Genomic DNA, 26,381 nt, shown 5'->3' with positions numbered 1-26,381 from the left:
AGGTAGGTAGCCTGACTGCTGGGGCGTGTGGTAACATACGTTCTCAATGCGCAGTGACAAAGTCGCCAGAAGGGGAGTTTGCTCGTTATGAACAAACGACTCGTAGTCAGTCAGAGCGGCGAGGCAAAGACATAGGCTGTAGTAAAACGAACGACTGTAGGCATCGTAAAAGTGAGCCAGCAAGTATGACTGATAGAGCTGGAGATTTCGGGAGGCAATCCTTCGTTCTATGGGAGAAGCCTGCCATTATCAGGGAAGAAAATGGGTGTAAGCACCTGATGACCCGACGGTGTAAAAGGCGGCAGCATGTGTTGAAAGTTCATCTAAGCAACTGGGGAGAGCCTGTATGTTTCCAAGAAAGAGATAGGGTTTTGACGAAGAAAGGGGTTGTCCCTAAAGAAAACAACCAAGACCGCCAAGAGTGTTGCTCTTCGTGGTGGTTAGGAATAAAAGAGCGACTGGGGATAAGCTACAGTATAAGGCGAAATGCAGAAAGCTGTGGTAAAGGCATGCAGGAAGTCGGAGATGACCATAGTAGCGAGGATAGCAAGGACACTATAACCTTGCTTAGCGAAGGGTCATTAGCTTGAGTATGTTTTCAAAGGAGTGTGGAGACCTATTATGAGTGTCGTAAAGGCTAAAACCATATCAATGAGTTGGGTTAGGACATTCCAGAGAAAGCTATACTGTGCAGCCAAGAAGAGTGCAACGAGAAGGTTTGGGATATTGTATGACAAGGTCAAGAGAACAGATGTATTAGAAGAAGCGTGGAAGCGAGTTTCGAAAAAGAACAGCAGTGGTGGAGTAGATGAGAAAAGTATCAAGTGGATTAAAGAGCACGGAGTAGGTAAGTTTATGGAAGAAATACGGGAAGAACTGGAGAGAGGAGAGTATAGAGCAGCTAATATACGGCGGGTATATATCCCAAAGGGAGACGGACGACAAAGACCGCTGGGAATACCAACAGTAAAGGATAGGGTGGTGCAAATGGCGGTAAAGCTGATAATAGAACCGTTGTATGAGGCAGATTTTCTCCAATGTTCCTACGGATTTCGACCAAAGCGAAGTACACATCAAGCAGTAAAGGAAGTGCATAAACAGGTCAACTATCGTAAGTGGGTAGTGGATATAGACCTGAAGAGCTACTTTGATACAATTCCGCATGGACAGCTAATGGAATGCGTGCGAAAGCGAGTAACAGACCGCAGGATACTACATCTTATCAGAAAGTGGCTTAAAGCAGGAATACTAGAAGAAGGTAAGGTGAGGTATGTAACAAGCGGTAGTCCGCAGGGCGGAGTTTTAAGCCCGTTGCTCAGCAATATCTATCTGCATGAATTTGATAGACAATGGAGTGAGCAATACGGAAAGCTGGTGCGTTATGCGGATGATATGGTGATACTTTGCAGAACGCAAGAAGCGGCGAAACAAGCTTTACAAAGAGCAGCAGCGATAATAGGGAAGTTGGGATTGGAAATGAACCAAGAGAAAACGAGGATTTGTCATGTGCGGGAAGGGTTTGATTTTCTGGGATTTACCTACAGAGAAGGGTATTCAGCAAGATTGGAAAGGAAGGTTCGGGTAAAATACCCAAGAAAGAAAACGATGAAGTCCATAAGGCAGAGAATAAAGGAAGTCATCAAAGGCTTTCCATTGGGAACGGAGTTAAAAGAGGTTATAGCGGAAATCAACAGGAAGGTAAGGGGGTGGGCTAATTATTTTCGTATAGGCAATGCATATGCAGCAGCAATTAGTCTGAATAATTATGTATGTGCGCAACTTCGTATATTTTGGAGACGACGAAAACAACGAAAAGGTATATCTGGCACTCGGAAATGGCCGAATGCTTTCTTTTATGAAAAGGGGGTATGTTATGTTCCAAACTTACTTTAGTACTCAACGAATGCTACATAAAGAAACTCAGGGGGAAAGCCGTGTGAGGGAAAACCGCACGCACGGTTTGGTCGGTGAGGCGAAGCGAAATAAGTGTAACTCCTTTAGGGATAAGCACTTACACGGCTTTACTTTAATAGAACTTTTGGTCGTGATAGCTATTATAGCCTTGCTTGCATCCATACTTTTACCAGCGCTTAGTGAGGCAAGGGAGATGGCAAGGCGAATAAAATGCGTATCTAATCTCAGGCAATTAGGATTGGCGTTTCAGATGTATGCCGATGATTATGATGACTGGCTGCCGCCTTTTTGTAGCGGCAACCCGGCGGATTACCCGCCATATTACACCAATATTCTGGTAGACGGAGGTTATCTGCCTCCTGTAGAGTGGCAGAATGTGAATTACGGATGGGTGAGCTCACAACCAGCAAGTGTGTGGTTGTGTCCTTCAGCCAGGAGTTTTAACCATAGTGCAGGTTATGGGATATCTTACGGGGGGACTTTGACCACCACCATACATGTTTACAGACTATACTACGCAACACCGCCCAATACAAAGATATCCAGGCTACTCCGGCCAAGTGAAATAATGTTGATAGGAGACGCCCAAACGTCCGGTACTGATGAGAGCACGTATGAGGTCATCAGGTGTCCGATTTGTTGGCCTGACTATATCAATGCATCTACCCGGCACAATGGCGGCGGCAATTACTGTTTTATAGATGGGCATGTTTCGTGGCTGTCATACGATGATGTTGCCGCGAATAAGAATGATATGTTTGCCCACGATTCATGGTGATTTTGGTAATGTTTAAATATGCATAAAATTAGATAAATGTTACTTTAATCAGAATTTGATAATTAAACAAGGAGGAGAAGACATGTATGACATAAACAAAAAAATCAGGATGAGGTTAGTTAAAGATTTTTTGGTTGTATTTCTTTTATCAGCTTTTACGTTTAGTTCTTTAGCCAGTGCAGAGGAAGGACTTGTAGGTTGCTGGAATTTTGACGAAGGAAAGGGGGATATAGCCAAGGATTCTTCTGATAACAAGAAGGATGGAAAAATCAGTGGAAATCCTCAATGGGTGAAACAAGATAAGGGTTATGCTTTGAGCTTTGATGGCATAGATGATGAAGTTACCATATCAAATGCGCCGGTATTTTTCCCCTCTGATAATTGGACTGTTTCATTTTGGTCAAAAATCGACCCTGCTCAAACTAGTTGGCAAGGGGTGATTTGTTTTAAAAGTGGCGCTGCTTGGGGGATATATGCGTGTCATCCATATACTGCGTCTCATCCTAATACGGCTTTTCTCTATACAGCGGGAGAAAAACACACAGGGGCGACAGCAATATACTTTCCAACTAAAGAGATTCTAGGCCTCGGCAATTGGAAATATTACACCCTGACTAAAAGCGGTTCTATTTATAGATGGTATATTGATGGAGACAATTATGCCTCTCAGGATAAAGGTAAAGGAGATGTCACGATGAATACCAGTTCTACGTGGAAGATTGGTTTTAAATATATGAACAGATACAAGGGCACAATTGATGAAGTCATGGTTTACAACAGGGCATTAACAGCTCAGGAAATAAAAAAACATTATGAAGCCGGAAGCTGGCGTGTTGAAGAGGGTTCAGAATTTGGTATTTTTTAAATTGATTTGACAACTAAACTATAACGAAAAAAGGAGGAAAAGAAAATGGGAAGAATAAAGAAAGCGGCACTGGCGGTAACTGTCCTCTGCGCGCTGGGCTGGATTATCACAGGAAGCGCGCAGGGCGAGGCGGCAGAGGCGCGGTTCAAGAACCTGGCGTATGTCTATCCCCGCGGCGTGCCTTGTGTAGCGCGGCTGGCGGTTTCCGGCGCGGACGAAGTTGAGTTCGACGTAGGCGGCTGGCTGACGCAAACCGTACCGGTGAAGGAAGGCGAGGCGCGGTTCAAGGTGGATACGATCCTCCTGCGGCCTGGCGACTATAACGTGCAAGCCCGACTGAAGCAGGCCGGCCGCGAGGTGGGCTGTGTACGGATGCTGCTGACTATAGCTCCGCCGCGTGACACGGAACGGATGCCGGTATGGAACTGGCTTGGCATCGATGGGTGCCGCGAAGGGGACGCAATCGAGGACTCCCGCCTCCGAAAGGAGTGCGGTTATACTGGTGGTTTGATTTTATGGCGGATGGATCCGACCGAGAGGCCTTCTAGCCGCACCAATGATATGCGTCTGCTTGATCAGGCGGCGCGGCTGGGTTTCGACGGAGGCTTTATGCTCGCCCCGTACAATTCGAAGGTCCTTCAGGATCGCCAAGACCTGCGCGGCGTCTTTGCGGACGGGTCAAAGGGAAAGGGCATCTACCCCAGAGCGCCGAAGGCGTTGGACTTTGCGCGGCGCACAGCCGACACATGGGTGAAGTCGCTGGCCGAATTCCCCGCGTTTCGCTACCTGTTTCTGAATACCGAGATCGAACCTCCTCTCGCAATCCATCCCGAGATGGCCCGTTTGGCGCAAAAGGAGATCGGCCTGGATCTGGCGAAGCTGCCGATTTCGTCGCAAAAAACCCCAGGGCTTGATGAGGGGCCAGGGACACATGGAAAATTAAATATAAACCCCGCCGAGTTCAAGAACGGGATCATCCCCGATGACCACCCTCACCTTCGTTACCTGAAATGGTGGTGGGAGGGGGGGCAGGGAACGGCGGCAATGAATACGGCGATGGCTGAGGCCGCAAAGAAGCATCATCCCGAGCTAATCACACTCCACGATCCCTATCGTCTCGCTCCCGTGCGGCATTCACATAGGGGACTGGATATGATCGCGACGTGGACCTACGGCACCCCGGACATCAAGCACCTGGTTTACACCACCTATTTGCAGGCCGCTGCGCGCCCTGACAAACTGCTGGTCAACCAGAACATCACGCTTCTTGTGGGTGACAATGAAATGATGGTGACAAGGACAGACGTCAAGAACGACTTTAAGTATGACTTCCATGGGGATCGGGGTTATTTCTCAGCGGGACCGGATTACGTCCGCGAGGCAACCTGGCTGGTCATCTCACAGCGTCCCGACGTGCTGACATACTACCCAGGGGGTATAAATGACTTCACCAACCCGCGGAATGACCCTAATGCGAACCTGCCGGAGACCCTGGGAGCGATAGCACAAGTCACCCGCTTGCTGGTCAAGCCCTACGGTCCGGCTATCCTTGACAGCGAACGCTGGAAACCGCGTGTTGCCCTGCTCGCCTCGGCGGTTGGCGCCTGGTTCGGAGGGTACGGGGGAACCGGGGCATACCTTCCTAATCTAGGCTGGGCAGGCGAGCAGACCCTGCCGTATGCCACGCTCCTCCTGATGAATCACGCGCCGTTTGACGTGCTCCTGGACGACGACCTCATTGAAGGAGCCGCCAGCCGGTACGAGACGCTCGTCCTGCCCTTATCCTGCATGGTAACGCAGTCCATGGCAGACCGGCTTAAAGAGTTCATCGCCGCCGGCGGCCGCGTCATCGTCAACGAACCCTTCCGCCTTGATTTGCCCGGAGCAATCCGCACCCGCTACAACTTCGCGTTCGAGCACCACACCAGGGGAAATACCGCCGCTGAACACCTGGTCACCGCTCACGAGCATCGGAAGCGTGTGGAGAAATACGCGGCTGATCTGGCAAAACACATGGAGGGAATCGGCGGGCCTGTCCGGATCAGCGGCCCGGTACAGTCGGGTATGCGCGTCCTCACCAACACGCTGGAGGCAGGTGAAGTGCGATATCACTTCCTTATCAACGATTACCGCACGTATGGTCCCAGGTTCGGCAAACACAAAGTCCGGTTCGAGCTGGGTGTGCCGCAAATGGCTGATGTTACGGTTATGGATCCCAAGCGGCCTGTCCTCTATGACGCCATTCGGCGCAAGGAGATCACAGTGGAGAAGCAGGACAATGGCGCGGTAAACTTTGAGATCGGTTTGCCGGCAGCTAGCGGCAAACTGATTGCAGCCCTGCCCGAGCCGATAGACGGGGTAAGGATAGATCTTCCGAAAGAGGCCGCGCTGGGTAAGACGGTAACGTTCCAGGTCGTTGTTCTCGGCAAGTCCGGCCGCGTTATTCGCGGCAGTCTGCCGTTGCGGGTGGATATTGAAGACGCGTGGCAGCGCCGCAGCGAATGGTCCCGGTTTACCACCACCCGCCGCGCAAAGGACGGTGTGTGCGAGTTTACGTTTGTTCCCGGTGTCAACGACCTGCCTGGAGAATGGACGATCAACGTGACCGACCTCGTGGGCGACAAAAGAGCCACTGCGACGATCATGATCACGGATCCAGCCGCGGACTGAGGCGAAAAAGAAAGTGTGGAGAGCTTGTATTGCCAATATCTTTTTATAAATAAAACAAAAACGAAAAAAAAGTTAAAAAAATTAACTTTTGATAGCTAAACTATAACAAAAAATCGGGATGAAGTTAGTTAAAGATTTTTTGGTTGTATTTCTTTTATCATCTTTTGCGCCTGGTTCTTCAGCCCATGCAGAGGAAGGATTAGTAGGGTACTGGAGTTTTGATGAAGGGGCTGGTGACATAGTAAAAGACAGCAGCGGCAATGGAAATGATGGAAAAATCAAGGGAGCTCAATTATGAAGATATCGATAGGTTTAAATATAAAAATAAATAATGGACTTCTTACAATCACTGCGCCTGAGTGGCCTGGTTTTAAAATCGGCCCGTCTGACTGCCGGATTGTAGTTAATGATAAAGAAATCCATATGGAGGGTGTGAAATCTCACGAACTTAAAGGCAAAAATACAGAACTTATCTGGAAAAGCAAATTAACAGGCGCAACTATTAAACAAACCATTATACAGGAAACATCGAATCGCCTGAGGTGGAAAAGCACATTGACAAATATGGGAAAGGAACAGTTTGTTTTCAGTCACGTTGATCTGTTGACCATAAGTGATGTGCCTGAATCAAAATTTGAGTTTGGTTCAAAGTTGTCACAGGTACGTATTCTTGAAAATAGAGCCTATCGAGGCCAGGTACGGTCAATAGGTCAAATTATGACAGGTATAGACGGGCTTAAAGCTCTTGACGGAACAGAACGTTCTTTTTGTTCCGAAGCCGTAACCTTGGCATACAGTAATCATGACAAAAAGGGAGTTTTGATTGCTTTTGAAACTTTCAGTCGTTTTAAAGGAATGATAAAAGCATCAGCTCAAAAAATAAAAAAAGAAGAAACATCATCGTGTGGATTTGATAACGTTGATGGCGCCTCAATAGATTCATCACGTATATCAATGATCTGTCCTGAATTAGAGACAGAAGATCATTTTACTGAAGCGTCAATAGGGTTTTGCGGAGCTGATTTACCTATAGAACCCGGGCAGAGTATTGATCTGGAAGAATTCGTTATCGAAATTGGAGACGATCCTTATCTTCTTCTTGAAAAGTATGCAGAAAGAGTTGCTAAACGCTACAGCATAACCGATGTGCAAAAACCGTTTGCAAACTGGTGCAGCTGGTATTCCCACCGTTTGAGCGTAACTGAGAAAGATTTACTTGAAAATGCTGAAATAGCCAAAGCCAGGTATCTTGACAAGATAGGACTGCGTTTTATTCAAACTGACTTAGGCTGGGAAAAAGATAATATACCAACGTATTTTGAAGAAAATAAACGTTTTTCGCATGGTTTGAAGTGGCTGGCAAAAAAACTTATGGCATTGGGCTTTCAATTAGGTGTCTGGACGGGTTTTACCTGCGTTAGCGAGAATCATCCTGTTGTTAAAGAACATCCTGACTGGCTGATAAAAGATAAAAAAGGCAATTTGAAAGACATGGGGAAATGGTTTTGGCAGCCGCATGACAGAATTTTTACGCTTGATGCAACTAATCCTGATGTACAGGGGTGGGTTAGAGGAAAAATAATGTCTCTTGCTAAGAGAGGCGTTCGATATCTTAAGTGGGACTTTGGTGGAAACTTACATACACCCGGCAGTCATCATAATTCTCAAATAGCCTGCAGTAACGCAAATGAAGGAATGAGAATAGTAAGCCGAATTATACACGAAGCAATGAATTCTCAGGATGAAAAAGGGCTGGTGTTGGATTGTACTGGCAGGGAAACAGCTAATCTAGGTTATGTTGACCTGCTTTATACGAATAGAGATACTGGCAATACAGGAACAGGATATAAGTATTTAAAAGAAATTTATGCAGCGTTAGGAACACATCTTTTTAAAAATCAACGATGGGGACTTATTCAGCCATCATGTTTTGTTGTGGGGTTGCCGGGAACTTTAGAAGAGGCTCGCGTGCGAGCTACAGCCACATTTCTTTGTGCGGGGCATGTTGATATTTCTGATAATCTGGCAATATTGCCGGAAGATAGATGGCAAGTTTTGCTGGCTACGCTTCCTCCTTTGCAAAAACCAGCTGTGGTTGTAGATCTATTCTACCCTGTTCGCATCAGTCTTGGTAGTTATGCAGCAATGTGTAAAGGCGAAAACAAGGACAGTCCATCCACAATCGAACCACAGGGAGCGAACATTTGGCATGTTCCAATCAAATCAGAGTGGGACAGCTGGCACCTTGTAGCTGTTTTTAACCTGTTTGAACCTGAAAAGGAAGAGTCCGGCTGCCCTGTACCTTTCAGATTTGGGGTGGATTTTAAGCTTCTGGGCTTAGATTCTGAAAGAAGTTATTGGGCATATGAATTCTGGTCAGGACAGTTTCTGGGAACAATTCCTGTTCCACTCAAGCCAAAAGGTTCATACCGGCATCCCGGAGACTTTGCTGCATTAGTGAATGATTCATTACCCGGTAAACTGGATGTAACATTCTATGGCCCATCAGTTAAACTTCTGGTTATCCGTCGGAAACGGTCTCATCCATGGCCTGTAGGGACTACATTTCATCAGAGCAGCGGTCTGGAACTGACAAAAGTAAAATGGAATGTGCGCAAACGAACATTATCCGGTGAATTACATCGTCCGCCTGGTGAGAGAGGCTCAATCATAATCGCAGGATTAAGATCCCAGAGTAAGGTTGCTGTAACAGTTGAAGACAGGAAAGCATTGACCCGAATTACTGCAAATGGGGCAGTTTGCATTCCTGTAGTTACTGAGGATTGGACTACAAAGTGGCAATTGAGGGAGTTGAAGATATGATTATTATTCATGAAAACAACGCGCTTGAAATGAAGGTACCTGCTCCGTTTAAGCGCACTCTTAAGGTTCTTCTTTCTCCTGCTATTAATCCGGAGCTCAAATCTCTTGCTGTTGGATTAACGATTCTTCCCCCTGGTGGAAAATCTGAAGAACATAAACATATAGAAGGGGAGATGTTTTATGTTGTTTCCGGAAAAGGAAGTATAAAAGTTGGAGAAGAAATAGAAGATGTGACAGCGGGTACAGCGATATGGTCATCATCAGGGAAAAGTCATCAGTTGATGAATAATAATAATGACACATTGAAAATTCTATGGGTTTTGAGCCCTCCTGGCAGGGAAGCAGCTATATTAAAACAATCAGGTTAAAAATAAAAAGGATATGATTTTATGAAACCAAAATTCTTTGAAATTTTATCTCAGGAAGAGATAGTACAGATAGATACTGAATCCAGACGTATACTGGAAGAATGCGGTATAAGGATATTAAATGATGAGTGTCTTGAACTTCTTGAAGGGATTGGCTGTAAGATAGACAGGTCATCGAAAATAGTCAAAATGTCTTCAGATGTAGTACGGAAAGCCATAGAATCAACACCAGAAAAATTTTCACTTTATGGTAGAGATCCTTCATATAAGCTTGATGTAGGAGGGAATAATGTATATTTTGGACCGGGGGGTTTTGCAGTTTTTGTCGAAGACCTTGAAACAGGAAAAAGACGTAGGGCAATAAGAAAAGATTTAATTGAGCATTTAAGGATTTCGGATGCATTGCCTGGATGTGAGTTTAACCATGTAAATGTATTTCCTTCCGATGTGCCGGAAAAAACAGGAGATCTTCACCTATGGGCAGAAGCATTAATTTACCAGACAAAACCCATCATGAGTGAAAATTACAACCCAAAATCCGTTGATGCTTTAGTAAAGATGGGAACGGTTTTGAGAGGATCACAAGAAGAGTTTATTAAGAAACCATTAATTTGTTTGGATATGTGTTGCCTTTCTCCTTTATCACAAGACACTCGACAAGTGGAACTTCTTATGTCAGGGGCAAAATATGGGTTGCCTATAAGTATAGAGTCAGGTCCGATAGGGGGCGGTTCTTCTCCGGTTACACTGGCATCAATAGTATCACAGGCAAATGCAGAGATACTCAGTGCCATAGTTATTACTTATGCGGTAAAACCAGGAACTCCTGTTCTCTATGGCAGCTGGGGTAGACATCTTGATATGAAATATACAACAGTTACAATGGGAGGACCGGAATATGCGCTTCAAAAAGTTTGTATGGCACAGATGGGTCGTTACTATAAGTTACCTACTCGCGGCGGAGGTGTACTTACAGATAGTCTGATATCAGATACTCAATCCGGATACGAAAAGATGATGACTGCTCTCATACCTGCAATTGGAGGGATAAACTATATTTCTGGAATGGGGCTAAATGAGACAGAGAATTGCCAAAGTCTTGCTCAGTTAGTTATTGATGATGAAATAGTAGCAATGGTAAAAAGAATTATGCGAGGCATAAAAGTAGACACTGAACATCTTGCAACAGATATTATTATATCCAAAGGGCCCGGTGGGTCTTTCCTGGAAACAGAACATACTCTGAACTACTTCAGAGAACATTTTGATCCAAAAATCTCAAACAGAAAAGTCTATGAAAGATGGGTTAATGATGGTTCAAAGACAACAAAAGAAAGAGCTGCTGAAAAAGCCAGAGAAATTTTGAACAAAAAACCAGAACATACATTAGATTCTAAAATTGTAAACGAAATTTATAATATAGTAAGGGAGGTGGAAGGAAATGGTTAAAGATAGTTATTTGCAATGGTTAGTAAAAGAAATAAAAACGACATGGTGGCATGATTCAGGAGATCCTGATGAGCTTCAACAGGCACTGTTGCACGGTGCTACGGGAGTTACCACTAATCCTGTACTTATATCTAAAACTCTGCATTCTAGTCCTGAGAAATGGAATCATTTGCTGAAAGATATTAAAAAGGATTTATCCTCTCAGGAACAGGCAGAATTTCTTGTGAGCGTTGTAGTTAAGAACGCAGCAAAGATGTTTAAACCCGAATATGAACGTACTTCAGGGAAACTGGGGTATGTTTGCGCTCAGGTCAATCCGGCTATAGCAAGGGATACAGAAGCAATGATATCCATGGCAAGAAGGTTTCATTCCTGGGCGCCGAATATTGCTGTAAAGTTTCCAGTAACAGCAGCAGGACTGGACGCATTGGAGGAATGTGCATCTGAAGGAATTACAATAACAGCTACTGTGAGCTTTACGGTTCCTCAGGTTATTGCTGTTGCTGAACGGTTTCGTAAGGGTAAGCAACGCGCTCAACAGGCTGGTAAGATACCCGGGCAGTGTTTTGCCGTTATCATGATAGGCCGTCTTGATGATTACCTGCGTGATATGGCTAATGACAGCAAAGCCAATATTAATGAGTCAGATATTCGACAGGCAGGTCTTGCTGTAACAAAACGGGCTTATTCTATATTTAAAAAACACGATTACGAAGCAACTTTAGTAGTTGCAGCATTACGGGGAACATATCACATGGAGGAATTGACAGGAGCTGAACTGATAATGTCCATCCATCCGAAATATCAGACATTACTTTTACAGCCGGGGATACCGAGAGACCCGCAGCGTATTGATGTGTCCATAGATTCAGAAGTCATTAATAGATTAGAAACAATACCTGAGTTTGTACGTGCGTATGAACCTGAAGGTATGAAGCCAGAAGAATTTGTGACTTATGGAGCTGCGCAGCGAACATTAACCCAGTTCAGTCAGGCTGGCTGGATGCAATTGGAGGAATACAGGATATGAGTGTAAAAACCATAAAAAATTATATTAATGGAAAATGGATAGAAGCAGAAAATACCGGCTACATTGATATTGAGAATCCAAGTACAGGCGAAATAATCGGGAAAGTGCCGTTATCAACGCCTGCAGAAGTAAATCGTGCTATTGACGCTGCTTCTGAAGCGTTTAAGAACTGGAGCCGCACACCTGTTTCTCGACGAGTTCAGCCTTTATACAAGCTGATTGGATTACTTCGGAAAAATGAAGAAAAAATTGCTCGAACTCTTGTTGAGGAAATGGGAAAATCCATTCCCGACGCTCGCGCAGAAATGAAACGAGTGCTTGAAAATTGTGAAGTAGCCTCTGGTATGCCAATATTACAGCAGGGTGATAAACTGATAGGTAGTTCTTATGGAATTGACGGCGAGGTAATCCGTTTGCCTCTGGGTGTATTCACAATGATTGCACCATTTAACTTTCCTGCGATGGTTCCTTTTTGGTTTCTTCCCTATGCCATAGCTACCGGAAATACTTTTATAGTTAAAGCTTCCAAGCAAGTCCCCTTAACTATGCAGCTAATTACTGAATATATAGACCAGATAGGATTACCTATAGGAGTTTTCAATCTTGTCAATGGGGATAGAGTGGTTGCAGATACTTTTATGGAAAGCACAAAGGTTAAAGGTGTATCGCTGGTCGGCTCGACTCGCACATGCCAGATTGTCGCTGAAAAATGTGCTAAAACCAATAAACGTTTTCAAGCGATGGGTGGGGCTAAGAATCATTTGGTTGTCTTGCCTGATGCTAAGATTGATGATGCTATTCGCAATATGATTACTTCATGTTATGGTTGTGCAGGTCAAAGATGTATGGCTTCTTCTGCGATAGTCGCTGTTGGGAATGATATGTACAGGACAATTTGTGAGAGGTTTATTGAGGAATCAAAAAAGATTATAGTTGCCAACCCGCTTGATCCAAAAGTTGCAGATGAACCTATGGTCATGGGACCGGTTATTTCCGCCAAGTCAAAAAAGTTTATTCTTGATATGATTGAGACAGGAATAAATGAAGGCGCAACACTGGCTCTGGACGGCAGGAACATTATGGTTGATGGCTGTGAAAAAGGTTATTTTATTGGTCCAACAATCTTTACGGATGTAAAGCCCGGAATGAAAATTCATGAAACTGAGATATTCGGTCCGGTAGTTGTTATTTTAAAAGCTGATACTCTTGATGAGTCAATAAAGATTATTAACGACCATCAATACGGGAATGGTGCATCTATCTATACGCAGAATGGCTATTATGCTCGCAAGTTCAAACTTGAGGTTGAATGCGGAATGATCGGCATTAATATAGGTATCCCTGCCCCTGTATCGTATTTACCGTTTGGCGGGATGAAGGCTTCGCAGTTTGCTGATATCAAAGCGCAGGGCAAAGCAATTGTTAACTTTTTTACGGAAGATAAGATAATAACTGAGAGATACTGGCCTGAGAAGTAATTTTTTGGTTTTTTATGATGTACAATATTGAAATTATTGCTGAAGATAACAATCGCTGTGGTGAGGCGCCATTATGGGACTCGACGAACCATCGACTCATATGGGTAGATGCTGAAGCATCATTGGTTTTCCAGTATTCAACATCTGATGATAAAAAGAGTATTATCAGTCGTGACCTTGCGGTATCTGGTATAGCACTGAATAGAAACAATTCATTAATAGTTGCAGGAGCGGGACTGCACCTATGGCGAGGTCAGGACAATTATAGGACAATTGTCAGCCAATACGATGGTGAATCACTTTTCTTTAATGACATTATTGCTGATTCTAAAGGCCGTATTTACGCTGGTACATATTACTGGGAAACGAATGGTATGGAGAAAACAGGAAAGCTTTATTTAATAGACATTGACGGTTCAATCCGTGTTGTGGATGATGGAATAAAACTTTCTAACGGACTTGGGTTCAGCCCGGAAAATCGTACGCTTTATTACGCTGACTCTGCAGTAAGACGTATTTATGCCTACGACGTTGATATAAATACAGGTAATTTGAGCAATAAACGAAATTTTGTAGAAGTCCCATCTGATGAAGGCATTCCTGATGGTTTGACAGTAGATGCTGATGGCTATGTGTGGAGCGCTCAGTGGTATGGCGAACAAGTAGTACGCTATGACCCTGACGGTAAGGCAGAACGCCGGATTCCTATGCCGGTGAAACAAGTTTCAAGTGTAATGTTTGGTGGTTTAGACCTGACAGACTTGTATATCACCACTGCCGGTGAATACTGGTCAAGCAATTTTACACCACCTGGGTTTGATTCCAAAGTCCCGATGGGTGGATCGCTTTATCGCATACGTCTTGATATAAAAGGTAAGTGTGAATACATGGCAAACTTTTAAAATATGGGAGGATGAGTGAATTATGAGAAAGATAACTGTTGAACGGTCTATACATATCGACAAGCAAGGTATTGAGAAAGAAGTGGATACGATAGCTGCTTGGGCATCAAGTATTTCCTATGTATCGACTAAGAAGAATAAATTGGTTGAATCAGTATACATTTCTGATATACGCAATTATTATTTTCGGGTGATTGGAAAAGATAATCCTGATAAGAAGGAAAATTACGCTTTTATCCGTTCTTCAGAGGATAATGGTTATACATGGGAAAAATGTGAAGATTGGCAGATGATAGAAGTATTAGGCCCAAATCGTCAGACAGAGAGAGGGGTCCCTGATTTCTTTTTAGATCCTGATAATGGTTTTCTTTTGCGGGTTTCTTTAGTTGCAGAAGACAATCCTGAAATCCTTCCATGGAGGAAAGAATCTCCTGTTATAAGAACTAGACGCATATATACACAGATTTCAAAAGATGAAGGAAAAACATGGAATAAAATTGAGCAGCTTGTACTCAAAGGAAAAGAATTCGATTCTGTCCACTGGGCGAAAGAAATATGGTATGGGAAGAATTCTGGTGCTGTAGAAGGATCCCATGCACCGAAACTTGCAAACGGTACGTTCTTGATACCGCATTGGATGAATTCCCTTTTTGAAGATGGAACCATGTATTCTCCTGATGATGGTTTTATGTTACACAAAGCTGGTTGTTTTATTGGACGCTGGCAAACTGATGGAAATGGTATAGATTGGGATCAGGGAGAGTACGTAACTCTGCCAAGAAAATTTTCGGCGGATGGAGCTGATGAACCTTCCGTAGAAGTTCTTTCTGATGGCAGAATAATTATGATTATGCGGACAACGATAGATAAAAGGTGCGAAAAAGCGGAAATACCAAGTACAAAATACTATTCTATATCATCGGATAACGGTTACACTTGGTCGGAGCCAAAACCATTAAGATACACTGATAATGAAATCGTTTATTCTCCTGCATCTTTGGTAAATGTATTCCGTTCAAGTAAGAATGGCAGATTATACATGATTACCAATATACTAGATAAACCTACATACGGCTGTGATCCCAGAAATATTATTCAAATAGCAGAAATTGATACAGATACCTTTAAAGTTATCAAGGAAACGGTAACTGTAATTGATAAAAGAAAACCTGAAGAGGGAGAACCTGAGTTTATCCGTTTTTCCAATTTTCGCTGGTATGAGGATCGGGAAACAAAGGATATTGTTTTATTGATGACGCCTGCTTTGATAGATCCGGGTATAAAGAAGTTGGAAGATATAAAAAATAAAAAGGTGGAATGTCCAATGCACAGTTATAGATATGATATTCATTTACCAGAAGAATAAATAGTAATGGATAGGAGATTTTGGGATGGCTAAGTACAAAGCAGTGGTATGGACAGATGTTTATAAAATTAAAGTTGTGGAGAAACCAACACCAAAGCCAGGTCCGGGTAAGGTGCTTTTGAAAATAAAAGCAGCAGGAATATGCGGTACAGACCTTCATATACTGGCTGGTAAACATCCAGAAGCAAAACCTCCCTTGGTTCCAGGCCACGAATTTGCAGGTGTAGTTGCTGATGTAGGCAAAGGTGTAGACAAAAAACTTATAGGAACCAGAGTAGGTTCAGATTCATACCTAGGATGTGGTGAATGCAAATATTGTTTAGCAAGGAGACCGCAACTTTGTGAAAAAGGGACGCGTGAAATTGGAATTAACGTAGATGGCGGATGGGCTGAATATGTTGTTGCCCCGCGTGAGAATATATACATGCTTCCAGAAAATGTTGATTTTTCCCTGGCAGGAGCAGGTTGTATTTTGAATTGTCCAATGGCTGCTATAGAAACAGTAAAGGTTGAACCAGGAGATATAGTGCTTATTATTGGTGATGGACCGTCAACTCTTATTATGATACAACTTGCGCGCCTTAAAGGAGCATCAAAAGTTATCATAGCCGGACATAGAGAAGGACGTCTTTCCTTAGCTCTTGAACTCGGCGCAGACCAGGTGATAAATACTCACTCAGAGGATCTGAGTAAATTAATCAACTCGCTTCCAAGAAAGCCGCATGTGGTCATAGATGCAGTGGGGAAAGCGGAGACTTTTGCAATGGCACTTTCTCTTGCCGGACGAGAGGGTAGGATCCATCTCTTTGGTCTGCCAGAAGAACCTGCAAATAATATACCACTTCATTTGTTGTTATTTAAGGAACTTACAATCGTAAGTTCGACAGGCGCACCCGCTCTTTGGCAAGCATCAATGGATTATATATCTCGAGGATACATAAAAGTAGCTCCTATTATAAGCCATAGGTTTTCAATTGATAAAGCTCCTGAAGCTTTGGAATTTATTATGAATAATCCGAAAGAAATTATTAAAGCTATATTTGAAATGAACGGGAGATAAGACTATGAAATTAAGCTGTTTGCCGGTATCTTATTTTAAGGAAATCATCAATGGAGATATGTCAATTGGTGAGTGGGCTCATCAGGCAGCTACTATAGGTCTTGATGCCATTGATATCAGTATTATTCTTTTTAAGAATCGCAGTACTGCGTATTTAAAAAAAATGCGTGAGGAAATTGAAGATGCTGGTATGCATATTGCTGTGATGAATACATACCCAGACTTTACTCATCCTGATCCTGTTGAACGAAAACGTCAGCTTGTTCAGTTGAAGAGGGATATTGCTTCAGCAAACGTGCTGGGTGCGGAAATGGTTCGTGTAACCGCAGGTCAGGCACATCCGCAAACTAACCGAAAGCAGGGAATTGCCTGGGCAATTGAAGGCCTGATGGGCGCTGTTGACACCTCGGAGCGTGAGGGGGTGAAACTTGTATTTGAGAATCATTCCAAGCCAGGTGCATGGGAATACTATGATTTTTGTTATCCTCCGGATATATTTCTGGAAATAGCCGGACGTCTCACGGATACTCCGATCAGGATACTCTTCGATACCGCCAATCCCGTGGCGTATGGCCATGATCCTTTGTCTGTCTTGCATCAGGTTATCGACCAACTGCTTTGCGTGCATGCTGCCGATACGCAGACACAAGGAGTTTTCAAGCCGGTGTTAATCGGTACAGGGGCGGTGCCTTTTAGCGATATATTCTCAGTTTTGAAACAATCAGGTTATGATGGATGGATTAGTATTGAAGAAGCAAGCGGTCTTGGAGAAACAGGCGTGGTAGAAGCAGTCAAATTTGTTCGAAGAGCATGGAAGGAGGCTGGTGGCACATTATGAATTCAAAAGAATTGGTAATAAGAGCTCTGCATGGGGAGAAAACCGATATCATACCTGCTGGAGTACATGGATGGGGTATGTACAAGTTTGCTCTTATGGGAATTGTGTCGGATTATAGTAAAGAGAAAGAAGCGTGGAAAATACATGGAGAAGAACTTGCAAAAATAGAAGAAAATTTCCAAGAGATTTTTAACCCTGATTATATGCATTTAGCGGAAGCATTCTTTGAATCAAAAAAGGAGATAATAAATGGTCCAAAGTATAAAGAATTGTTGGAAGCAGTCAGAAAATTGAATTCTGAAAAGGTTATTGACGAGTTTTTAGATATAGTGTATCTGAGTGCAGAAGAGTTAAAAAAAAAGAAAAAATTTGATCATCTAAAAATTCTTTCAAAAAAGTATGGAGACGATATTTTTATTTTTCTCGAAACAGAAGGACCTATTCACGATATTTTTGATAGTGATGGTATTATGGGATTTGAACATGGGATGGTGCAAATGATAGATAACCCAAAACTGTTTTTTTATCTTGGTGAAGGTATGTACAGAAGACAGTTAAAGTATGTGGAGGCAGTGAAAGATTGTGGGGCACATGGTTATGCCCAGTCCATATCATATCTTGGAGCTGATTTATCTTCACCTGAGATATACAAAAACTATGTAGTTCCAATTCAAAAGGAATTTTATAAAGAGGTGGAAAAGATTGGATTGATTCCAATTATGAATTTTTGGGGTAATGTTACCCCAATCGTAAAATATATTAAGACCACCAATATAAAGGGGGTGTTGATTGATGAGTCAAGAAAGGGGTATGTTTTAGATGTTGGTGAAATTAAAAGAGAGTTGGGAAATGAAATAGGTCTATTTGGAAATGTGAGTAGTGAGCATACCCTTCTGAAAGGCAGTGTTGAAGACGTAAAGAATGAAGTTATATCCCAGATAAAAAAAACAGGTCTCAATGGAGGGTTTCTTTCTTGTTGTGGACCTCCAATTACATTTGGGACACCGGTGGAAAATGTAAAAGCATTAATTGACACTGCACGGAATTTCAAGATATAAGGAACGGTTGCTCCAGCAAAACTTTACATAAAATTTGGAGGAGATAGAAAAATGAAACTTAATGAACATTATTTTTTTGCCAGGGATTTGGAACGGGATTATCCATTGGCAGTTAGGGGAAAGGGCTCATGGGTATGGGATGAGAAGGGGAAAAAATACCTTGATGGTTGTGCAGGAGCAAATGTAACAGGTATCGGTCATGGAGTAGTAGAAATTGCCGATGCAATGGCTGATCAGGCAAAGAAAATTGCCTATGTTCCTCCACAACACTTTCTAAATCAACCTACTCTGGATTTTAGTAAAAAGCTGATAGAAATGGCTCCTGAGGGATATGCCAGAGTAATGCTGCTTTCCGGTGGGTCAGAAGCTATAGAAAATGCTTTAAAGATAGCCCGGCAATTTTATGTATACACGGGGAAGAGTGCGAAATACAGGATAATTTCCAGGTGGCAGGGTTTTCATGGCAATACATTGGCTGCAGATTCAGTCTCGGGCAAGACAGACAGAAGAACTATCCAGATGCCTATGCTTATGCCGGTTCCACATATTGTTCCGGCTTGCTGTTACCGATGTTCGTTTGATAAGAGCTATCCTGGTTGTGGCGTAATGTGCGCAAAAGACCTTGAACGAGTGATTATCCAGGAAGGGCCTGAATATATATCAGCTTTTGTTTCTGAAACTATTGTTGGAGCAGCAGCAGGAGCGGTAACCCCGGTACCTGAATATTATCCAATGATACGTGAGATATGTGATAAATACGATATACTCTGGATTGCAGACGAAGTGATGACAGGAGTAGGCCGTACAGGAACATTCCTAGCTATTGAACAATGGGGTGTTACACCGGATCTTGTAGTGTTGGCGAAGGGATTGTCCAGTGGGTATGCTCCTCTTGCAGCAATACTAATTCAAGAAAAAGTGTTTAATGCTTTTAGCAAATCGAAATCCTCCTATGTAGGAGGACACACTTATAATGCACATCCTGTGACCGCAAGTGTTGGACTTTCCGTTTTAGACTATTTAGAGAAACACAGAATTATTGAAGGGGTTAAAGATAAGGGACGTCTCCTTGGTGATGGGCTTAAATCTATTGCTGATAAAATATCTATAGTTGGTGATATGCGCGGCAGAGGTCTTATGTGGGGTTTGGAGTTTGTTAAGGATAAGAAAACAAAATTACCATTTGATCCGACTCTTAAAATATGTATGCAAATTGTGCTAAAAGCCATGGAAAAAGGTCTTCTTGTTTACCCGGTCAGCGGTTGCGCAGATGGCAAAAGGGGAGACGGTGTTCTGATATGCCCGCCACTAACAATAAGCAACGAAGAAATCGATATCCTTATTCAAAAACTTGAAGAAACATTATCCGAAATAAGTAAAGAAATTGGATCTAAAGAGTAGATGAAAGGACTGAAAAATGTTAAATATTGTCTCAATAAAACCAACGGCGTTTTTTAAAAGAAAAAAAGATAAGATTGTCCAATTAGTTTATATAACCATAAAGAACACCGGTAAAAGGATAAATGCAACGTTAAACGTAAAAGCCGGTTCAATGAATATAAAGATAAATTTCGGATTAATTGAGCCGAAAGAAAAAACATACCAGATACACATTCCTGAAATTAATAAACCAATAAATGCAGAATTTATTATTTTCGTTGATGGAAAAGCACAAGATAAACAATCCGTAAAATGGGAGCCGCAAAAACATTGGGAATTTTATATTGTGCATCATTCGCATCATGATTTAGGATATACTAATTTGCCTTCTGATACTCTTATTGAATATAATAATTACATTGATGATGTATTAAAATTTTGTGAAAAAACAAATAAATTTCCTAAGGAATCGAGATTTAAATATGTATTTGAACAAGCATGGTCCGTAGCAAACTATGTTAAGAGTAGGCCTAAATATGTCGTAAGTAAACTCATAAAATATATAAAAGAAGGCCGAATAGAAGTCCCAGTATTTTTTGCTAATGAAATTACTCAATATTGCAGTCATGAAGAATTAGTAAGATTAATGTATCCATCATTTAAACTGAAACAAAAATATGAAATACCGATTTATTCTGGTGCCATGTGTGATATGCAAGGATTAAGTTGGGGAATACCAAAAGTGTTAGCAGGAGCAGGCATAAAATATTTTACAGCAAACCTGCAGCGATGGTACTCCTATCGTTCTGACGGAAAGAAAGTGCCTATACCATATTGGGATGAATCAAAGGTTATACCAGCCAATATTCCAGGCATATTTAAATGGGAAGCTCAGGATGGTTCACAGGTAATATTTTGGTATGACTCTGGGCGTTTAGGAATATGGAGTTGCCAGCAGTTATTTGAAGTTATTTCTAATAAAATTGAGCTATTAAATAAACAAAATTATCCATTTAATATCATTCGTTACACTGCTACTGGTGCTGACAGAGATAATTCTCCGCCTACAATGAATATAAGTCGTATAGCTAAGGAATGGAATAAGAAATGGGTATATCCTAAACTTATAATGTCGACAAATCACGATTTTTTTAATCAAATTGAAAAAAAATATGACAAAAATCTTCCTGTATTCAGAGGAGAAATACCCGACACAGATTATCCAATTGGTCCATTATCAACGGCAAAGGAAACAGGTATTAATTTTATTACTCATAGTCTTTTAAATCAGGCTGAAAAGTTTGCTGCTATAGCCTCTATAGTCAGTAATTATACTTATCCGGGTAAAGAAATAGAAGATGCATATGATAATACAATACTGTACGATGAACACACATGGGGACTTGGCCAGGTAGCAGGACCGGGACATGACGGTAATTGGTCGGAAAAAAGCAATTATGCATATAGAGCTTCCGCTTTAGCCCATAACATACTTTCCAAAAGCCTGAATAAAATAACTGATGAGATAAAAATTGCAGATGATGGATATCATATCAATATATTTAATTCGCTATCCTGGAAACGGACAGATTTGGTACGCATGTTATTTTGTGACCATACACCTTGCGAAAGTTCACTGTATTTAAAATATTCTGAAGATAAATCTTATTATTCACCTGCCGGTTGCAGAGCAATTGGCAGGCCTATAATCAATTTACCAATAGAACTAATAGAAAAAAAGTTTAAGATCATTGATTTAGAGACAAAACAAGAAGTGCCTTTCCAAATTATTAAATTAAAAAGCCCGCAAGATCCCCTGCCTTATGCTGCGCATAGGTATGCGCTTGGCGAAGTAAACCCTGCCGAACGCTTCGAACTGATTTTCGTAGCAGAAAATGTTCCTCCAATGGGTTACAAAACGTATCAAATTATGCCAATTAAAGACAAACAAGGATTTAGCAGCAGTATATGTATCGGCAAGACAATATTAGAAAATAGATTCTTTAAAATCAAAATAGATACTGATACGGGCAGTATTATGAGTATTTATGATAAAGAACTGCAAAGAGAAATTGTAGACAAAGAAACGAAACATAAGGTTAATCAGCTTATCGTTCGATATTCAAAAACGCATCAAGAAAATTATCTTAAGAATGTAAAAATACAGGAAGGAGAGAATGGTCCGATTTGTGGTAGCGTAAGGATATTTGGTGAAGGAGTTGGTTGTCCTCAGGTATCACAGGAAATTTTGATTTATGATAATATTAAACGAATAGATTTTAATAACAAAATTTTAAAAGATTCCACATCTTTTTTGGAAGTGTATTTTGCGTTTCCTTTCCATGTTGAGAATCCCAAATTAAAATTTGAAGGGGCAAATTCTGTGATAGAACCTCTCAAAGATCAGCTCCCGGGTTCTAACTCAGACTATTATGTAATGCAGAACTGGGCTAAAGTTTATAACAGGGATATGAGTATAACATTATCAAGTGCTGAATCACATGTTATTGAGTTTGGAGGTCTTTGGCCGGGATATGTCTCATATGCACATCATGCTGTAACCCCGCCGGGTTATGGTCATCAGTTTAAAAAATATGGTGAATTTAAAAAGGGGCATATGTATTCGTATGTATTATCAAACAACTTTCAGACAAATTTTCAGCCTGTACAAGTAGGTGAAATTCTATCCCGTTATTCTATAACCAGTGAGAAAAACAGCGCAGGAGATATAAAATCCCGGAATTTCGGATGGGAAATTAACAATCCATTGAAATCAGTATGTATTGTTGGTAAAAAAGAAGGCAGACTAGAAAAAAATAAAACATTTTGCACGATAGATAAACCGAATGTATCAGTTTTGACATTAAAGCGCGCGGAAAATAATGGCAATGATCTGATAGTTCGATTGATAGAAACAGAGGGTAAAAAATGCAACGCAAAACTAACTTTACCATCTATTTCAATAAGAGAAGCATATCAATCAAATTTGGTTGAAGAGAATGAAAAAGAAATACGTGTAGGTGTAGATAAACACAAAGTGGCAGTAACTATTAAACCTTTTGGTATTATTACACTTAGGATTAGGTTGCTGAACTGATTCCAACTTGTGCCGGCACAGCGGACAGGTATATGATTCTAAATGAGAATATGATAGAGTGTTATTTAGATGAGAGTTTAACAAGGTGTCAATCAAAATAAAAAGAGGAGGAAAAAACATGTATGATGCAAACGAAAAGTTTAAGATGAATCTGCGTAAAACGAGGATATTTCTTTTATCAGCTTTTGTAATTATGGGGTTAATGCTACAAGGTTGTGCTGCCTTACGTATATTTTCTAGAGAGCCCAAATGCGAAGTGCGGAAGGAACCATATCCTGTCGTCTATGCTGCGGTTCCGCCGAAAATAGATGGAAAACTTGATGATGCGATATGGCAGCAAGCAGTGGCGCTCAGCACTTTTTACAGATACGCTGAGTCCGGACAGCGTACACACATCGGAACAGCTTATTTAGCGTGGGACAGGGACAATCTCTATTTTTGCATGGACATCAAGGATAAGGATCTCTACGTTACAGAGAAAGAGAATAACGAAATCCTGTGTAGAGCTGATGTGGCGGAATTATTCATCAAGCCATGTGATGATCGCCTCGATTTTTATGAGTTTGAATTCAACGTGTGGAATGCTCTCTGGGATATTCACTACATTGGTCGTGGCGGCGGTGGTGCGTCGCGATTCACGGAGCACTTCAACTCCGGCGCAATCGTCAGGGCTACTCACGCGGGGACTATCAACGATTGGAATGATGTGGATGAGGGATGGACCGTAGAGGTGGCGATACCGCTTAAAGCGTTTGCTCGCGCTGTACCAGAGGGACCACAACCCGGTGATTTATGGAAGTTCAATGTCTCAGGGTATGATTTTAGTTGCTATCGCGAGAAGGGCTTGCTTTTCACCATGTGTGACGGCAACTTCCGTGGTTTTGCTGAATATGAGCTTTATCCTTCGATGCAATTTATGATAAATAAAAAAGGAGAGAAAAAAAAATGACTAAGCAAGATGTAAAAGGAATTGTTGTAGAAAAAACGTTGCATATGAAGAATGCTTTTGTCAGTAGTATGGGTTATACGTCTTTAAGCAAACCAATCTTACAAGAAACTATCAAGATTGATGGAAAAGACCTTATTCGTATTTCAGAAGATAATGGAAAAACATGGAAAATGGAAGGTGAATGGAGTGGGGAGAAGAAGATTGGAAACAGAATGATCATAAGAGGCGAGACCAATTATTATCTTGACTCGGATCACGGTCTCCTGGTTGATTTTTATAGTGTATGGGAGCAAAAAATTGATCAGGACTATTCATTCGGCCCGGATGCTACTGGCGAATTGCTTCAATTACAAACCCACAGAATATTCTATCGTTTCTCAAAGGATGATGGTAAAACATGGGGCAAGGAAAGACAACTCATCCAGAAAGGTGATAGATATGATAAAATTCACTGGGCCGACGGAATCTGGTATGGAAAGAACTCAGGCCGTTTCGACTCAGGATTGCGTGTAATAAGTCTTCAAGACGGTACCCTCATTATGCCTGTATTGTTTCATCCTGTGGACAACAATGGACAACTGATAAGACGCGCCGATCGTTTTGGCTTTACTGTCTGGCCATATGAAGCTGTGGCCTGTTTTCGTGGGCGTTGGAAACAAGATGGGAGCGATATTGACTGGGAGATGTCTAACCATATCAGCGTGCCAGAATATATGTCCCGCAGTCTGGATGAACCGGCAGTTGCTGAGATGAGTGACGGGACGCTTATGATGGTTATGCGTGGTGAGTGCGGTCCACTACAGGCAATGACTGCCGCGAAGTTTTTTTCTATTTCCAGAGATAAGGGGAAGACATGGGGTCCAGCAGTACCGTTAACTTATCCAGATTCCAGTCTTATTCATTCGCCGGGGTCACTTCCAAATCTTTTTCGTTCCTCAAAGAACGGCAAGGTATATCTGATAGCAAATATATTACCCAGTCCAACCAGACACTGTGACCCGCGATACCCTCTTCAGATCGCTGAAATAGACCAGACGTACTTCTGGGTAAAACCTGAAACAGTAACGATTATTGAAAATCGCAAGAAACGTCATCCAAAGTTTGTCCGTTTTTCCAACTGGCAGAGGATAGAGGACAGGGAAACAGGCAACCCGGCTATTTATATGACTGAAGCTCGGATTGATGCAATTATTCCCGATCCTATAAAAGGGACGATTATCCCTGATTCGTATCGTTACGAGATAAAATTGCTGGATTGATAAGAGCGCTCGAAATACTGCCCCTCCTTTTGCTTATACTAGTGGGGTTTACTGAATATTTACAATATAAGAACTTATAATGTCCTTACTCTCTCCAGGCAAGTTGCCTATGAAATTACTTGATAGATTGCTTTCCTCATATGAGGTAAAGGATAAGCGTGTAATTCTGGGCCCAAAGATCGGTGAGGATGCTGCAGTAATAGATATGGGAGATAAATATCTTGTTGCGAAAACAGATCCTATTACATTTACTGCTGAAAATATAGCATGGTATGTTGTTAACATTAATGCAAATGATATTGCTACAATGGGAGCGATTCCCAGGTGGTTTTTAGCCACAGTTCTTCTCCCCGAAAAGAAGGCGAATACTAAAATGGCAGAAAAATTATTCAAGGAACTAGTTTCTGCTTGTGAAGCTTTAAATATCAGTCTTTGCGGAGGTCATACTGAGATTACATGTGGACTGGATAGACCAATTATAATAGGCAATATGCTTGGTGAAGTGGAAAAGGACAAATTAGTAGATGTAGGGAATATTGAGGTTGGGGACAGTATTGTTCTTACTAAAGGGATAGCGATAGAGGCAGCTTCTATTATTGCAAGAGAAAAAGGGAAGGAACTGGCTAATATATTTGGCAGGAAATTTGTTAATAGAATTAAAAAATTTATATATGCTCCTGGTATTAGTGTGGTAAAGGATGCAATGATTGCCTCGAGCGTGGCAAATGTTCATGCAATGCATGACCCGACTGAAGGAGGACTCTACACTGGACTATTGGAGCTGTCAAAGGCAGGAAATGTAGGATTGGTCATATACAAAGATAGGATTTCGCTTATTTCAGAATCTAAAATATTGTGCGAACATTATAATCTTGATATTATGGGAGCAATCGCATCAGGCGCGCTTCTTATAGCTGTAGATAAAAGGGATACTGAGAAATTAATAGCAGCATTGCAAAAAGATAATATATCATCGGCAGTCATAGGGAAAGTTATGAAAAAATCTGAAGGAGTGAAAATAAAAGAAGAAAGATGTTTGAAAAACCTGCCGGAATTTCATGTTGATGAAATAACAAAAATATACAGGAGGTTGTAAA

21 protein-coding genes are annotated in these 26,381 nt (G+C 41.8%); all 21 read left to right on the top strand.

Annotated elements, in window-relative coordinates:
- The coding region (locus tag Q7J67_03975) for a hypothetical protein (GenBank protein MDO9464436.1) at positions 1-590 on the top strand (590 nt) is incomplete at its 5' end.
- 31 nt (positions 591-621) lie between these two features.
- Positions 622-1,893 (top strand): group II intron reverse transcriptase/maturase, encoded by a 1,272-nt coding sequence (gene ltrA / locus Q7J67_03970; protein MDO9464435.1) that lies wholly within the window; start codon positions 622-624, stop codon positions 1,891-1,893.
- Positions 1,894-1,903: 10 nt separating this feature from the next.
- Positions 1,904-2,692: a DUF1559 domain-containing protein gene (locus Q7J67_03965; protein MDO9464434.1), complete on the top strand. Its 789-nt coding sequence runs from the start codon at positions 1,904-1,906 to the stop codon at positions 2,690-2,692.
- 82 nt (positions 2,693-2,774) lie between these two features.
- Positions 2,775-3,557, top strand: a complete 783-nt coding sequence (locus Q7J67_03960) for a LamG domain-containing protein (protein ID MDO9464433.1) — start codon at positions 2,775-2,777, stop codon at positions 3,555-3,557.
- Positions 3,558-3,602: 45 nt separating this feature from the next.
- Positions 3,603-6,227: a hypothetical protein gene (locus tag Q7J67_03955; protein MDO9464432.1), complete on the top strand. Its 2,625-nt coding sequence runs from the start codon at positions 3,603-3,605 to the stop codon at positions 6,225-6,227.
- Positions 6,228-6,345: 118 nt separating this feature from the next.
- Positions 6,346-6,525: a hypothetical protein gene (locus tag Q7J67_03950; protein ID MDO9464431.1), complete on the top strand. Its 180-nt coding sequence runs from the start codon at positions 6,346-6,348 to the stop codon at positions 6,523-6,525.
- Positions 6,522-9,050 (top strand): alpha-galactosidase, encoded by a 2,529-nt coding sequence (locus tag Q7J67_03945; GenBank protein MDO9464430.1) that lies wholly within the window; start codon positions 6,522-6,524, stop codon positions 9,048-9,050. Before Q7J67_03950 ends, Q7J67_03945 begins: the two co-directional genes overlap by 4 nt.
- Positions 9,047-9,418 carry a cupin domain-containing protein gene (locus Q7J67_03940; protein MDO9464429.1) on the top strand — a complete coding sequence of 124 codons (372 nt, stop codon included), beginning with the start codon at positions 9,047-9,049 and terminating at the stop codon, positions 9,416-9,418. Before Q7J67_03945 ends, Q7J67_03940 begins: the two co-directional genes overlap by 4 nt.
- Positions 9,419-9,439: 21 nt before the next feature.
- On the top strand, positions 9,440-10,867 hold the full coding sequence (locus Q7J67_03935; protein ID MDO9464428.1) for a trimethylamine methyltransferase family protein: 1,428 nt from the start codon (positions 9,440-9,442) through the stop codon (positions 10,865-10,867).
- A complete protein-coding gene (locus Q7J67_03930; GenBank protein MDO9464427.1) occupies positions 10,860-11,897 on the top strand; it encodes a transaldolase family protein in 1,038 nt (345 codons plus the stop codon). Before Q7J67_03935 ends, Q7J67_03930 begins: the two co-directional genes overlap by 8 nt.
- The gene (locus Q7J67_03925; GenBank protein MDO9464426.1) at positions 11,894-13,375 is read left to right on the top strand and encodes a CoA-acylating methylmalonate-semialdehyde dehydrogenase; all 1,482 of its coding nucleotides are present in this window, start codon (positions 11,894-11,896) and stop codon (positions 13,373-13,375) included. Before Q7J67_03930 ends, Q7J67_03925 begins: the two co-directional genes overlap by 4 nt.
- Before the next feature lie 14 nt (positions 13,376-13,389).
- Complete coding sequence (locus tag Q7J67_03920; protein ID MDO9464425.1) at positions 13,390-14,277, top strand: SMP-30/gluconolactonase/LRE family protein; 888 nt, start codon at positions 13,390-13,392, stop codon at positions 14,275-14,277.
- Positions 14,278-14,299: 22 nt separating this feature from the next.
- Complete coding sequence (locus Q7J67_03915) at positions 14,300-15,643, top strand: sialidase family protein (GenBank protein MDO9464424.1); 1,344 nt, start codon at positions 14,300-14,302, stop codon at positions 15,641-15,643.
- Positions 15,644-15,668: 25 nt separating this feature from the next.
- Positions 15,669-16,703 (top strand): alcohol dehydrogenase catalytic domain-containing protein, encoded by a 1,035-nt coding sequence (locus Q7J67_03910; GenBank protein ID MDO9464423.1) that lies wholly within the window; start codon positions 15,669-15,671, stop codon positions 16,701-16,703.
- A 4-nt stretch (positions 16,704-16,707) separates the two neighbouring features.
- Complete coding sequence (locus Q7J67_03905) at positions 16,708-17,541, top strand: sugar phosphate isomerase/epimerase family protein (protein MDO9464422.1); 834 nt, start codon at positions 16,708-16,710, stop codon at positions 17,539-17,541.
- The gene (locus Q7J67_03900) at positions 17,538-18,599 is read left to right on the top strand and encodes a uroporphyrinogen decarboxylase family protein (GenBank protein ID MDO9464421.1); all 1,062 of its coding nucleotides are present in this window, start codon (positions 17,538-17,540) and stop codon (positions 18,597-18,599) included. Before Q7J67_03905 ends, Q7J67_03900 begins: the two co-directional genes overlap by 4 nt.
- 51 nt (positions 18,600-18,650) lie before the next feature.
- On the top strand, positions 18,651-20,000 hold the full coding sequence (locus tag Q7J67_03895) for an aminotransferase class III-fold pyridoxal phosphate-dependent enzyme (protein ID MDO9464420.1): 1,350 nt from the start codon (positions 18,651-18,653) through the stop codon (positions 19,998-20,000).
- A 16-nt stretch (positions 20,001-20,016) separates the two neighbouring features.
- Complete coding sequence (locus Q7J67_03890) at positions 20,017-23,076, top strand: glycoside hydrolase family 38 C-terminal domain-containing protein (GenBank protein MDO9464419.1); 3,060 nt, start codon at positions 20,017-20,019, stop codon at positions 23,074-23,076.
- Between the two features lie 118 nt (positions 23,077-23,194).
- Entirely contained in the window at positions 23,195-24,025 is an 831-nt protein-coding gene (locus tag Q7J67_03885) for a carbohydrate-binding family 9-like protein (protein MDO9464418.1), read from the top strand.
- Positions 24,022-25,284 carry a sialidase family protein gene (locus Q7J67_03880; GenBank protein MDO9464417.1) on the top strand — a complete coding sequence of 421 codons (1,263 nt, stop codon included), beginning with the start codon at positions 24,022-24,024 and terminating at the stop codon, positions 25,282-25,284. Before Q7J67_03885 ends, Q7J67_03880 begins: the two co-directional genes overlap by 4 nt.
- Before the next feature lie 109 nt (positions 25,285-25,393).
- On the top strand, positions 25,394-26,380 hold the full coding sequence (locus tag Q7J67_03875; GenBank protein MDO9464416.1) for an AIR synthase family protein: 987 nt from the start codon (positions 25,394-25,396) through the stop codon (positions 26,378-26,380).
- Position 26,381: the final 1 nt, after the last annotated feature.

It is taken from the genome of bacterium, from assembly GCA_030652805.1.
GTDB lineage: Bacteria > JAHJDO01 > JAHJDO01 > JAHJDO01 > JAHJDO01 > JAHJDO01.
Note: the sequence above shows the minus strand (reverse complement) of the source record. Positions and strands in the feature narration are given on the sequence as shown.

Bases quoted from the DNA above. Each gene is read 5' to 3' on its own strand.
- ltrA (MDO9464435.1), top strand. From the start codon at position 622: ATGAGTGTCGTAAAGGCTAAAACCATATCAATGAGTTGGGTTAGGACA.
- Q7J67_03965 (MDO9464434.1), top strand. From the start codon at position 1,904: ATGCTACATAAAGAAACTCAGGGGGAAAGCCGTGTGAGGGAAAACCGC.
- Q7J67_03960 (MDO9464433.1), top strand. From the start codon at position 2,775: ATGTATGACATAAACAAAAAAATCAGGATGAGGTTAGTTAAAGATTTT.
- Q7J67_03955 (MDO9464432.1), top strand. From the start codon at position 3,603: ATGGGAAGAATAAAGAAAGCGGCACTGGCGGTAACTGTCCTCTGCGCG.
- Q7J67_03950 (MDO9464431.1), top strand. From the start codon at position 6,346: ATGAAGTTAGTTAAAGATTTTTTGGTTGTATTTCTTTTATCATCTTTT.
- Q7J67_03945 (MDO9464430.1), top strand. From the start codon at position 6,522: ATGAAGATATCGATAGGTTTAAATATAAAAATAAATAATGGACTTCTT.
- Q7J67_03940 (MDO9464429.1), top strand. From the start codon at position 9,047: ATGATTATTATTCATGAAAACAACGCGCTTGAAATGAAGGTACCTGCT.
- Q7J67_03935 (MDO9464428.1), top strand. From the start codon at position 9,440: ATGAAACCAAAATTCTTTGAAATTTTATCTCAGGAAGAGATAGTACAG.
- Q7J67_03930 (MDO9464427.1), top strand. From the start codon at position 10,860: ATGGTTAAAGATAGTTATTTGCAATGGTTAGTAAAAGAAATAAAAACG.
- Q7J67_03925 (MDO9464426.1), top strand. From the start codon at position 11,894: ATGAGTGTAAAAACCATAAAAAATTATATTAATGGAAAATGGATAGAA.
- Q7J67_03920 (MDO9464425.1), top strand. From the start codon at position 13,390: ATGATGTACAATATTGAAATTATTGCTGAAGATAACAATCGCTGTGGT.
- Q7J67_03915 (MDO9464424.1), top strand. From the start codon at position 14,300: ATGAGAAAGATAACTGTTGAACGGTCTATACATATCGACAAGCAAGGT.
- Q7J67_03910 (MDO9464423.1), top strand. From the start codon at position 15,669: ATGGCTAAGTACAAAGCAGTGGTATGGACAGATGTTTATAAAATTAAA.
- Q7J67_03905 (MDO9464422.1), top strand. From the start codon at position 16,708: ATGAAATTAAGCTGTTTGCCGGTATCTTATTTTAAGGAAATCATCAAT.
- Q7J67_03900 (MDO9464421.1), top strand. From the start codon at position 17,538: ATGAATTCAAAAGAATTGGTAATAAGAGCTCTGCATGGGGAGAAAACC.
- Q7J67_03895 (MDO9464420.1), top strand. From the start codon at position 18,651: ATGAAACTTAATGAACATTATTTTTTTGCCAGGGATTTGGAACGGGAT.
- Q7J67_03890 (MDO9464419.1), top strand. From the start codon at position 20,017: ATGTTAAATATTGTCTCAATAAAACCAACGGCGTTTTTTAAAAGAAAA.
- Q7J67_03885 (MDO9464418.1), top strand. From the start codon at position 23,195: ATGTATGATGCAAACGAAAAGTTTAAGATGAATCTGCGTAAAACGAGG.
- Q7J67_03880 (MDO9464417.1), top strand. From the start codon at position 24,022: ATGACTAAGCAAGATGTAAAAGGAATTGTTGTAGAAAAAACGTTGCAT.
- Q7J67_03875 (MDO9464416.1), top strand. From the start codon at position 25,394: ATGAAATTACTTGATAGATTGCTTTCCTCATATGAGGTAAAGGATAAG.